The organism is Bacillus sp. LUNF1, from assembly GCF_011008975.1.
Classification (GTDB): domain Bacteria; phylum Bacillota; class Bacilli; order Bacillales; family Bacillaceae; genus Bacillus; species Bacillus velezensis.
This window is the reverse complement of record NZ_CP048876.1, coordinates 1,733,321-1,746,747: the sequence shown is the minus strand read 5'-3', so window position 1 is coordinate 1,746,747 and position 13,427 is coordinate 1,733,321. Positions and strand designations below refer to the sequence as shown.

1 protein-coding gene is annotated in these 13,427 nt (G+C 50.3%); it reads right to left on the bottom strand.

Annotated features, from left to right (window positions below):
* Positions 1–13: 13 nt before the first annotated feature.
* Positions 14–13,426, bottom strand: a complete 13,413-nt coding sequence (locus tag G4O42_RS08620; RefSeq protein ID WP_032874971.1) for a type I polyketide synthase — start codon at positions 13,424–13,426, stop codon at positions 14–16.
* Between the last annotated feature and the right edge of the window lies 1 nt (position 13,427).

The window sequence follows — 13,427 nt, the reverse complement described above, 5'->3', positions numbered from 1 at the left end:
TCCCACTCCTCTCTCATTTAAATGCTTTCCAGAACATTTTTTTCGCAGGAAGCTCTTGTTTCTCCGCCGGTGCATCAGGCTCTTTTACCAGAGCCTTACGTCTTAATGACGGTACCGGCAGCGGCTTTCTTTTCATTCGGGTATCTTTTTCTTCCCAAGCTTCCAGAATGACGTGGGCGTTCGTTCCGCCGTCAGCAAAGCAGTTGATGGCTGCTGACGGGGCTGCATCCCATTCGCCGGCTGTTTTATGAAAGTGAAAATCTGTCTTTGTTATATCAAAATGCGGCATCGGTTCGTCTCCTGAGAGAAACGGAACCGTTTGTTTATGCTTCAGCATTAATACGACTTTAATGAAGCTTGCGATGCCTTCTGCGCAAAGCGGATGCCCGATGTTCGGCTTGATTGACCCGATGCCGAGCGGAACATGCTGACCTGAGCGGTATACGGATTGAATCGCCTTCAGCTCAAGCAAATCAGTCACCGCGGAACCCGATCCGTTTGCTTCGATATAAGTGATGTCTTCCGGCTTTTTGCCGCTTTTGAAAAGCGCGCTTTGCATGACGTCTTTTTGCGCCTGCATATTAGGAGCTGACGGGCCTGCCGTTCTGCCGTCATTGTTCATGGCGGCGGCCTTAATGACCGCGTGTATCGTGTCGCCGTCTTTTTGCGCCTGTCTTACTGTTTTTAACAGCACCATGCCGATGCCTTCACCGAGGACAACTCCGCCTGAACGCTTGTCAAATACGTGAAATGCCGGTTTTTCGTTTAACAGCCCGCGCTCTTGGAACATCCGGTGCGCCGCATCCGTGTTCAGCAGGCTGACGCCGCCAACTACCGCCGCTTTGATATCGCCGCTTCTCAGTGCCTGAACGGCCATGTTCATTCCTGTCAAAGCCGATGAACAAGCCGTATCAAGCACGATGCTCGGCCCGCGCAGATCAAAAAATTGCGAAACGTTTGCCGCTAAATAATTCTGCCCGCCCGCAACGATCGGGTTGCGGGTATTCGCAAGACTTTCAGGATCAGGCTGATGCTGGCTGCGGCCTCCGATATACACACCGGCTTCTATGCCCTTGATTTCTTCACGGGTATAGCCGGCATGGCACCAAAGTTTCAAGCTCTCTTCCAACACCGCCAACGCCTGAGGGTCCATCGCTTTCGCGTCGTTTTCCGGAATGAAAAAGAATTCGGAATCAAAGTGATCCATATTGTCAATCAATCCCGCAACGTATTGATTTTCATATCCGAAACGTTCCGCCGGGACGGAGCCGATTGCGGACCTGCCGCTTCTCAGCAAGTCCCAATATTGGTCTAACGATTCCGCTCCCGGAAAACGGCAGCTCATTCCGACGACAGCAATGTCTTCAGTTACGGCATCACGCTTTTGTTCAGTGTGAACCGTTTGTACGGCAGCCGGAACCAACATTTCTGTATCAGGTTCCTCCCTTTCTGTAAGCAGCGGCTGCCCATTGGATACAAGCCATTCGGCAAACGCGTCGATTGTCGGATGTTCATATAAAACAGATGGGTCTAAGTCCTCTTTGAGCGCTTGATTCATTTGCTGTAAAAGCTGCGCTAAAATGATCGAATCAACCCCGTAATCCTGAAACGGTTCGTCTGTTTCCAGTTCTTCCGGAGCGATTTTCAGCTCATCGGAAAACAGTTTCACAAGCCACGCCTTCGTATCAAGAAGCAGGTCTCTGTCTGAATGTTTTTCCGCGGCTTTGCCGTTTATTACGGCTTCAGTCTCTTTTTGTGTTTTCTCTTGACAGAGCAGCCTGTCAGGATGCCATTCGCTCCGATCAACGATAGCCGGCAGAACGGACGGGCGGATGTTTTCAGATAAAATGCGGTCCAGCAAGTCAAGTCCTTCCGCGTTGGACAGTCCCAGCAGCCCGGTCTGCTTCAGGCTTTCTGTGCGGACTTCACCTAATCCGGTTTCCTTCCAGTTCGGCCATTGAATGCTGACCAGCGGATATTGATGCTGATGAGCCGCCGCGAAATAATCCATGTACGCATTTGCCATCGCATAATCCGATTGTCCCGCTGCGAGCGCCGGAACGACTGCAGATACTGAAGAAAATAAGACAAAAAATTGCAAAGGATCATTTGTGAAAAGGCTGCTTAATGTTTGAAGCCCGGCGACTTTCGGTTCAAGCACTTCTTGTATGTCGTCGGCAGTCTTTCTGATAAACGCCGGATTTACTGAATTAACCGATCCCGCACAGTGAATGACACCGCCGATCGGTCCCATCGTGCGCCGGATTGTTTCAATTTCCGCTGCCGCCGCATCATGATCAGACAATTTCAGACTGATCACCGCCACTTGCACTCCTTTTGCTTCGAGCTCTTCAATCGCCCGGATCTTCTCTTTCAGCCTCGTATTAACGGCTGACCGTTCATGACGGGGAGGAATCGGCTCCCTGCCTGTCAGCACTACTTTTTTCACCCCGTGTTTTTCTGTGAAATGGCGGGCGCATAAGAGACCCAGTCCCCTTGTGCCTCCGGTAATGAAAAGCACATGGTCTTCAGGAAACGGTGCGGGCTTATGTTCTGCTCGCTTCCTGCTTGGAATCTCCGTGAATAAAGCGCGGTATCTCTGTCCGTTTCGGCGGCAGATTTCCGGTTCTGTGCTGTCCGCCGAAAATTCATCTGCAATCTGTTTGGCAAGCGTCTGCTGATCCGTATCTGTATCGGCATCCATGTGTCTGGACGTCACGTTTTGATACTCATTTTGAAGCATTCTGTACAGGCCGCTTTTTGCCGCTCCTGCAAGATGAATCGTTTTCTGCTGAAATGGCTCCAAGCCTTTTGTTACATATAGCAGCGTCAGCGGCCGCGCTTGCCGGCGGCTTGTATCAATCAGAGTCTGGAGCCGGCTGAGCTCTTCCAGTGAAGGGTCTTCGTCTCCGCATCCCGTCAGATCGATTGCGCCATCTATGTGATTCCAATTGCTAGCTGCAGTGTCAGCGGAATCGACCGGGAGAATGAATGAGTCAGCGAAATGCTTCGCAGTCTCTTCGGCTAGCTCAGCTGTCCTTGCATCAGCCAGAATCATGACCGTCCTGCCGCTTTTCTCACCGGCCGAATCGATCTCACACTGAACCCATTGCTTTTCTAGAAACACAGCCTCGCGCCGGTCTTCTGTTTCCTGCGGTACGGCTTTCGGCTCAGGCAGCCAGTACGGCTCCTTCGCAAATGGGTAAGCCGGGAGACTGATTCTGCGGGGTTTTTCGCCTTGATAGAGTCTGTCCCAGTCCATCTGAAGCCCTTTGGCCCACAATTCCGCTATTTTGGCGTATTTTTTCTTATCGAACCATGACCTTACGAGCTGCTTCAGGTCATCGTCCGTTTCAAATGCTTTGATTTCTTTTTTAGCCGTTTTGATATGGGCTTCATATATCCCTTCACCCGTATTTCCGTTTACAAAATCGGTTAAACGGCTGATCAGTTCTTCTCTCGAACCGGCTGTAACCGCAAGACGGTAATCCATCGCATCACGCCCGGTTTGAAGCGTGTACGCCATATCTGAAAGATTGATATTCTGATTGGCTTTTGCAAATTCGATCACAGACTCGGCATAGGTTTTTACCTGAGGCGTTTTTTTCGCCGACAGCACAAAAATGTTTGTCTCATCAGGCTTACGGCTTCCCCGGTCTTTCGGCTGATACTCTTCGATAACGAGATGAGCGTTTGTGCCGCTGTAGCCGAATGAGCTGACACAGGCCCGCCGCGGTGCTCCGCCTGTTTCCCAAGGTTTGAGTTCGGTATTGACAAATAAAGGCGAGTCATCGAAATCAAAATGTTCATTCGGCGTGCTGAAATGAAGGGTCGGCACAAGCTGCTGATGCTTCATCGACAGCAGAACCTTCTGGACGCTTGCTACACCTGCCGCTGCCGACGTATGCCCAATATTCGATTTAACCGAACCGATGGCGCAAAATTGTTTGCGGTCCGTTTTTTCCTTAAATACAGAAGACAGGGCTTCTAATTCAATCGGATCCCCCTGTTTTGTGCCGGTGCCGTGCATTTCCGCATAGGTGATGCTCTCAGGGTGGATGTTGTGCGCTTCATACACTTGGCGCTCTAAATCCATTTGGCTTTTCGCGCTTGGTGCGGTAATGCCGTTGGTTTTTCCGTCCTGGTTAATTCCAGATCCGATAATGACTCCGTAAATATGGTCTTGATCGGCTTCCGCATCTTTCAGCCTCTTCAAAACGAGCGCCCCCGCGCCTTCGCCAGGCACAAATCCGTTCGCACTGTTATCAAATGCTTTACATTGGCCGTCAGGAGACAGCATTCCGGCTTCACACATGCTGATGTATGATTCAGGCGTTAAATACAAGGTGACACCGCCGACAAGCGCCATGTCAATTTCATGATTCAACAGCGCCTGACGCGCCAAATGAGTCCCGACGAGAGATGAAGAACATGCCGTATCAATCGGAATGGCCGGCCCTTTCAAATTGAGATAATAAGGCAGGCGGGCCGCCGCGATGCTGAAACTGTTGCCCGTCGCGCTTCCTCCTGTCTGATGTTTGTTTAACATCATGCCGTATTCATTGTTCATAATCCCCAAATAAACGCCGCAATTTTTCCCGTTCAATTCTTTTGAGCTGTAACCCGCATCTTCAAAGGCTTTAAAACCTTCCTGTAAAAATATCCGGTGCTGCGGGTCCATAAGTTCCGCTTCAGACGGAGATATATTAAAGAACAGCGGATCAAACTCTTCAATGCCGTCAAGCATACCGATTGATCTGCAGTATACTTTGCCCTTCTTGTTTAAGGCCGGATCATAGTATTTGTTTACATCCCAGCGGGAAAGCGGGATGTCGCGAATGGCGTTTTTCGCACGGGCTAAGTTGTCCCAATACGTCTTTAGGTCCGGCGCATCCGGGTACTTGCCCGACATGCCGACGATGGCTATCGCGTCCGCTATCTCATCTTTAGGCTCCCGTTTGGCCTGCACCGGTTCAGGTTCCTTTTGAACCGTTAATCTCTCAGGCTCGGCAGGTGTTTTCTCCTGCAGGGCATGTTGCTGCGTAAGCGGCTTTGGACGTACGGGAACCGCCTGTTTTTTTCTGCCGCGGACGGACGGCTGCGTACGCAGAAAATCGGCAAATTGGCGGATTGTCGGATAATCATACACTTTCGTTACGTTACAGTCCGTGCCGTACCGTTTATTGACGGCCTTTATCCATTCAAGACCGGTAATCGAATCCATACCCAAGTCAATAAAGGCCTCATCAATATCTACTTCATGCCGCTCCATGTACAATACATCAGCCAGTGCTTTTGATAACTCGTCATGCACCGCTTCAATCGGTTCTTCCGGTTCGGCGGAAGCTGCCGTTTCAGACATCGCCTCCAGAATATCCGCTTCTGCTTGGATTACCTGCTGTTTATAAGTGTTTAAAGGCTGCAGCATGATGTTTGACGGTTTTTTCACGGCCTCTGTTTTCTGCGGTTCGGTTGCTTCCTCAAGGATCGGTTCTGTTCCGAGCTCTTTTTGCAAGAAGGCCGCAAACTGGCGGATTGTCGGATAATCATATACTTTCGTCACCGTAAGAGACGTGCCGTACGTTTTATTAACGGCCTTTATCCATTCAAGACCGGTAATTGAATCCATGCCGATATCAATAAATGTGTCGTCTGCGTCGATATCGTTGGCATCCATATATAAAACGTCTGCCAAACTTTCGGTCAATACGGCACTTACTTTTTCAGCGGAAACCGCCGGACGGGAAACAGACTGTACGGTTCTTTTCGGTTTCGCGCCGCTCAAAGGCTGCAATGAAATGTTTGACGGTTTTTCTTTGGCAGTCTCCTCGTGAAGAGTTGTTACTTCAATGACCGGTTCCGGGACGGCCGCCGGTGCGATCGGCGCAGACTGTGTGTCGGCCGGTTTTTTGACAGCTGCATCTGCTGATATGTCGATCCAATAACGGTCTTTTGCAAACGGGTAGGCCGGGAGACTGATTTTTTGCGGTCTGCCCATTTGATACAGCTTATCCCAATTCAGCGGAAGACCCTTCACCCAAAGCTCTAATACCTTTGCGGCTTTGCCTTTTTCAAGCCATGCCTCAATGGTTTTTTCCATGTCCTCATCAGCCGCAAACAGCGCCATCGTGTCTTTATTCTGTTTGACTTGTCCGCGGTAGAGCTGGTCAATTGACTCCTTGCCGCCCGTAAATTCGTCAAGCTTCTCTTCAAGCTCGCGCAAATTGCTGACAATCATTCCGAGACGCTCTTCCATCGGTTCACGGCCGATTTGAAGCGTATATGCGATCCGGCTCAGATCCACTTCCCGGTAACGCCCGCTCCGCAGCGCATCAAGAAGACGTTCCGCCCGTTTTTGAAGCCGTTGCTCATTTTTCGCGGAAAGGACGATCATCGACGGATGAGGCGCGGCAAAAGCCGTCTCCTTATCCTCATCAGCGGAATATTCTTCGATGACGATATGAGCGTTGACGCCGCCGGCTCCGAATGAGGAAAGTCCCGCGGTTCTCGGCAATTCCTTATCATTTATGACCGGTCTTTTCCACTCTTCAAGCGTCTGCTGCACTTTAAACGGCGTACTCGGAAAATCAATATTCGGGTTAAGCGTCCGGGAATGCAGTGACGGCGCAAGCTTCTTGTTTTTCATTTGCAGCAGCACCTTCGTCAGCCCCGCGATGCCCGCCGCGCTTTCACAGTGCCCGATATTGGATTTCGCTGAGCCGATAGAGCAAAACTGTTTATCTTGTGTTTGTTCTGAGAAGACTTTTGTCAGACCCGTGATTTCAATCGGATCGCCGAGTGAAGTCCCGGTGCCGTGGGCTTCGATGTAGCTGACCGCCCTCGGATCGGTTCCCGCGTCTTTTAACGCCTGTTTGATCACCGCGGCTTGGGCGTTCGGATTCGGTACGGAATACCCGTTTGTTTTTCCATCATGGTTCACGGCCGTTCCTTTGATCAGGCCGTAAATATGATCACCGTCCGCTTTTGCTTTAGAAAGCGGCTTAAGGAGTACGGCGCCCACTCCTTCACCGGGCACATAACCGTCTCCGCCTTCTCCGAAACTTTCACATCTGCCTTTGCTTGATAAAAATCTGTTCTGGCCGAGCATCAAATATTTATTCGGATGAACGGATACATTGACGCCCCCGGCAAATGCTGCTTCGCATTCCCCGTTCCGCAAGCTTTGGCATGCCAGATGAATGGCTGTTAAAGAAGAAGAGCACATCGTATCCAGAGCCATGCTCGGGCCGTTAAAACCGAATACATAGGAAGCCCTGTTCGCAATTGATGACGGATTTCCGGTCAGCGCAAGCGATTTTCCGCGCGCCTGTTCTTCTGCTCCGTAAAGCTGATATTCCTCATACATGACGCCGACGTAAACACCGACATTGGCGCCAAGCAAATCACCCGATTTTCCCGTGAGCTTTTTGCGCGTGTAACCGGCATCTTCCATCGTTTCGTAGACACATTGCAGGAATAACCGCTCCTGCGGGTCCATCAATTTTGCATCCCGGGGCGAAATAGAGAAGAATTGCGGATCAAATTTGTCCACGTCTTTCAAAAATCCTCCCCATTTTCCGTACGTCTTGCCTTCTTTATCTTTATCAGCGTCGTAATAAAGACTGTGATCCCAGCGATCGTTTGGAATTTCGGTTATGCAGTCAGTGCCTTCACTCAAATTCTTCCAAAATTCCTGAAGATTTTCGGCCTGCGGATATCGTCCTGATATACCGATAATCGCGATATCTTCACGCTCCGTCAGCTGCTGATTTTCCCGCGTGTCTGGACGGACTTGCGCAAAGCCTTTTTTGCCTTCATTCCGTTTGGAAACAGGCTTTATTTCGGCTTTCTCAGACAGCACCGGTTTGGCTGCAGGGGTTTCTTCTGTTTTCATCCCGGTCACTTCCAGCAGCGTGTCCCGGTGTGCTTTCATAAAATACTGCGCCAGCGATTCGATATTCTGATATTCGAAAAACAAAGTTTTTGATAATGAACCGAAGCTCTTTTCCAGCCGGCCCGTCAAATGCATAATCATAATCGAATCAATACCGTAATCTTCCATAGGCGCCTTGGCGTCAATTTTGCCGACAGGAAGTTTGGTCACTTCCGAAAGCACTTGTTTCAAGAAATGCTCCGTTTTTTCTGCAAGCATGTTCTCTCCACCAGCTGTAAGACCTGCCGTTTCTTCCGTTTCGCTGCCCTTATCCGGCTGATCATCCGCTGATTTTTTCAGAAACGCCCGGATTTTTGCGGCGTAGCCTTCCGTCACCATGACTTGGGATGTGTTTGCCGCCCACCCGCGGTACAAAGCCTGAATGCCGTTTTCTGTTTGCATAGGGACCATGCCGCTTTCTTTTGTCAGCATGGCTTCCGTTTCAGCATCAACCGTCATGCCGCCGTCTTTCCAAAGCGGCCAGCAGATTGAAAGGGTGTGTCCATAGCGTTCATTTCGGGCTTTTTTACGGTTTCTTTTTTCACTGAAGGCGTTCATAAACGCATTGGCCATCGCATAATCAGCCTGACCCGCGCTTCCGGCGCTTCCGGCTCCGGAAGAGAAAAGAATCAGAAAATCCAGCTCAATGTCCTTTGCCGCTTCATCCAGATGAACCAGTCCGGAGACTTTCGGCGCCAGTACATCACGGATTTCATCTTTGTGCTTTTTCAGAATATAGTTGTCTTTTATCATTCCGGCGCTGTGTATGATACCGTTTAATCCGCCGTACTGCCGGCAGATGTCGGCTGTGAGCGATTGAACTTCTTGTTTTTCCGTCATGTCCGTTTGTTTGTACACGGCTTGCGCGCCGAGATCGGACAGTTCTTGAAGCTGGGCTTTTTTACGGTTATCCAACAGAGAACGCCCCGTTAAAATAAGAACGGCGTCTTTTGCATGCCGGGCGATTTCTTTGGCGAACAAAAATCCGAGACCGCCTGCACCGCCTGTGATCAGATAAACACCTTTATCCTTCCACGGCTTTTCGGCGCCGAACTGTTCAAGCCCTGTTTCCTGCCATTGCGCCGTATAGCGCCTGCCATTTTCATAGCGAATATGCTTGTCATCAGGATGAGCGCTGCATTCTTTTACATATCGTGACAGCGTGTCTGCCTTGACGTCCGGCTCCAATTCAATCAGCTGGCCGGTCAGGTTCGGGTTTTCAAGCGCCGCTGTTTTCAAAAGCCCCGTTAAGCCGCAAAGGAGCTGCGTATCCGCTTCTTGAGGCACGACAATCTGAATGAGCTCGCGCCCGCCGGAATTTGAAGCGAGGATTTTCTTCACTTCTTCGAACGCCTGAAGCGCACAAGCTTCAAACCGTTCGTCTTCACTCTTTTGCTGATCACGGAGCATATGACAGCTGAAGTCTGTCTGTATGCTGTTCATTTGATCCGTAAACCGGTCAGATATCATCACGTGACGGGCTTTGAAATGGATCGGCGCTTTTTCATGTACAGCGGCCTTCTCTTCCCATACGTGTTCAAAATATAGTGTATCTGTTTTATCCGTTTCAATTTCCCGTGCGGAATAACCAGTTATTTTCACACATACATTGCCTTGTTCGTCACATACATCAATATCCAGCTTCTGCACGGCATCTTCAGGCTTGCTTTCGCCGCTGTACGCAATGGATACCCACATATCGCTTTTACAGCTTTTCAACACATCAATCTGTTCGAGAGCAAACGGCAGCATCGGGCGTATGTCAGTCCCGTCTCTGTCAAGCATTAACCCGATTGTCGCGTGGAAGGCCGCATCCAAAAGGCTCGGATGGAGGACAAACTGATCTTTTGTATGAGAAATAGATGACGGAAGTGAGAGCTTCGCGAGCACTTTGCTGTCTTTTGCATAGATTTCCGTGACCGCTTTGTGAGCATCCCCGTATTCAATCCCCATCTGTTTGTATGCCTGATAGCAAGCGTCAGGTGTGATCAGACGGCGTGACTCTCTTAATTTGTCAATCTCGATTTTGGCCGGTTCGCCCGCTCGCACAAACGCCGCGCTTCCTTGCGCATAGAGAACGGACTCTTGTTCCGAGGAAGCCGATTCACTGTAAACCGTAAATCCCATGTCCCCATTTTCTTCGTCATAAAGACGGAGATACAGTTCTGCGGACTCATCCGCCGCTGTAAACGGACGTATCCATACGACATGTTTCAGACGGACTGTTCCTTCTTCCTTCGTTTCTGCAACGTGTTCAACGGCCGCCCGAACCATTTCCAGATAAGCCGCGCCCGGTAACGTCCGCTCGTTTTTGACGACGTGATCTTTCAGGAAAAATTCTCCGCCGCTAAACGCAGAGCGGAAACGGACGCCTGACATGTTTGATACATTTTCATGCAGGAGCGGGTGCAGCATGCCTGCATTTTTTTGCGGGAACGAATCTTTTTTCTCCGCCTTCGGCACCCAATACCGTGTTTTTTCAAACGGATATGTCGGCAGGCTGACCCGATTCGGTTTGTTTTCACCGTATAAGAGATTCCAATCCATTGTTCCTCCGCCGGCCCACTTCTCAGCAATCATCTCCAGACTTCCGGAAGAAAGCCATTTATGTATCAAGTCCGGAGCAAGCTCTGCCTGTTTGCTTTTATCAGCTCGGTTCCGCCAGCACCCGCTGACCGTTTTACCTGCCAGAAAGCCTTCCAGCCGCTCTTTGAGCTGTGTCATATTCTGAGCGGTGAACGCAACCCGCTCCTCCATCTGTTCACGGCCGATCTGAAGTGTATACGCCGCATCCTCAAGCGGCAGGCCGGGATGAATAAATGCAGACAGCTTCGCAACGTACTCTTTTAGCCGTTCTTCATTCCGGGCTGAAACCGGAAAAATGAATGTCTGTTCTCCTGCCGGTTCATACGCTGTTCCGTGTGATTCTTCAGGGATAAATTCCTCCAGAATGAGATGCACATTTGAACCTGTCGCCCCGAAAGAACTGATCCCTGCACGCCGGGGATATACGGTCTCATTTCCGTTTTCCGTCACTGAGGGCTGCTGCCACTCTTCGGTAAGATGCTGGACGTAAAACGGTGATTGTTCAAAATCTAAATACGGATTCAGCTCCTCGGAATGAAGAGACGGCACCAAAGTTTTATGGTGAAGCTGCAGGGCAACTTTGCTTAAGCCGCTGATGCCCGCCGCCGATTCCGCATGGCCGATATTGGACTTCACTGATCCGATCGAACAGAACTGTTTGTCCTGTGTGTACTGGCGGAACGCCTTGACAAGGCCTTGAACCTCAATCGGATCGCCGAGAGAAGTTCCCGTCCCGTGCGCCTCAATATAACTGACCGTGCGCGGATCGATGCCCGCTTTGTCCAGGCATTCTTCAATCAAATCGGCCTGCGCGACAGGGCTCGGCACGGAAATTCCGCTCACTGTCCCCACATGGTTGACGGCACTGCCCTTTATCACCGCATAAATCCGGTCTCCGTCTTTTACCGCCTCCCGCAGCGGTTTTAATAAAACGGCACCGATTCCTTCAGCCGGTACATAGCCGTCTCCGTCTTTCCCGAATGTATGACAAACCCCGTCTGTTGAAAACATGTCCCATAAACCGTATGTCAGATATTTATTCGGATGCAGCGACAAGTTGACGCCTCCGGCAACCGCCGATTCACATTCCCCGCGCCGAATGCTTTCCGCAGCAAGATGAACCGCAGTCAGCGAAGATGAACAGACCGTATCGACCGCCATGCTCGGCCCGTGAAAATTGCAAAAATATGAAACTCTGTTTGCGATTTGCGCATAATTAAGAGAAAGCGGGAATACATGATCTTCAGAAGAAGCTTCAGCCCCGACCAACGTATAATCCTTATGCATCACCCCTGCGAAGACGCCGACGCGCTGTCTCTTATTCCGTCCGCGCGCCTCTGCGAGCGACTTCGGCGTATATCCGGCATCCTCAATCGTTTCCCAGCATGTTTGTAAAAACAGCCGTTCCTGAGGGTCCATTGTTTCAGCTTCCCGCGGCGTAATCCGGAAAAATTGGGGATCAAAGCAATCCGGATCATCGATAAATCCGCCCCATTTTGAAATGCTCTTTCCGGAAGGCGACTTTACATTTTCAAACCGGCGCCAGTCCCAGCGAGACTCCGGAATTTCGGTGACACAGTTTTTTCCTTCTTTCAGGTTTTCCCAGAATTCATGAATATTTTCGGCCTGCGGATAGCGGCCGGCCATGCCGATAATGGCGATATCTTCATCTTGCGGCACACTGCTTTTCCGCCTTTTTTCTGTTTGCGTCTCAACCGGCTTCTCCATTTTTGCCGGAGACGCGCTGAAATGGCTCCCGTACTGCTCAGTCAGGAAAGCCGCCAGCTCTGCTGCCGTCGTATATTCAAACAGCAAAGTCGGAGAAAGGGTTTCTCCGATTTTTTCGCTGATCGTTTCGACGACGTCAAGCAGTCCGGACGATGTCAGGCCCATTTCATAGTAGCCGACTTGAGAATCAATCTGTTCAAGCGGCTTGCCGATTTTTTCCGCCATCAGATTCATGACATACCGCTCTGCTTCCTCATGCGGGTGTCCGCCTTCAAGCGATGCCGCAACTTCCGGTAAACCGGCTTTTTCAGGAGACTTCTCAGCAGGCTTACAGTCTGTATTGATCAGCTCGGCATCCCGCACGAGCTTGCTTGTGAAATCTTTCAGCTCGGCTACTTTCCGGCCGGATGCGTTAAAAAACTCCAGTGTAATGTAAATAAGCTCCTTTTCCTGCCGAAGCGACGAACGTTTGATTCTCGTGATGCAGCCGGCCTGCAAAGGTTCAGAAGCTGTAAAAGATTCGTAGAAAAGAGGCAGAAACAGCCTCTTTTCCCCATTTAACAACGATGAGATCAATAGGTTTGCGCCGACGCCGCTTCCGTCAAGAAGAGTCGGATGGAACAAAAACCCTCCGGCCTGTCCCATCGCGTCTTTTCCGAGCGATACATCAAAGGTGACGCCGTCCCACTCCTCAAAAACTTCTCCTTCTGCTTTCATATATCCGCTGTGAACCAATTCCTGGCTTCTGCATTGTGCATACAGCTCATTTAAATTGATGGTGCGTTCCGCCTCGCGTTTGACAGAGTCAAGATCAAGCGTGTCACTGAAAACTGCGGGTGCCGTCTCGTGCATTTCCGCTTTGACGTAAATGCGTTCTTTCGGCTGGACTCGTCCGCCGCTGACCTCAGCCCCTTTTGCGGTAAGTTTCCAGCGCCCTTCTTTTACCTTTGTACATTCAACCGTAAGCTTGACGGCGCTGTCTTCTTTCGCAATAAGCGGCTGATATATGGATAAATGGCGCAGCTGAAGCCCGTCGTATGAATAGCCGCGCTCTTTGAAAATCTGATAAAACATATCAATATAAGCCAATCCCGGAAGGACTTTTTGTCCGTAAACGTCATGATGTAAAATAAACGGATTTTTCAGCGATAAAGTGATTTGCTTATTGAAGTTCTTCACG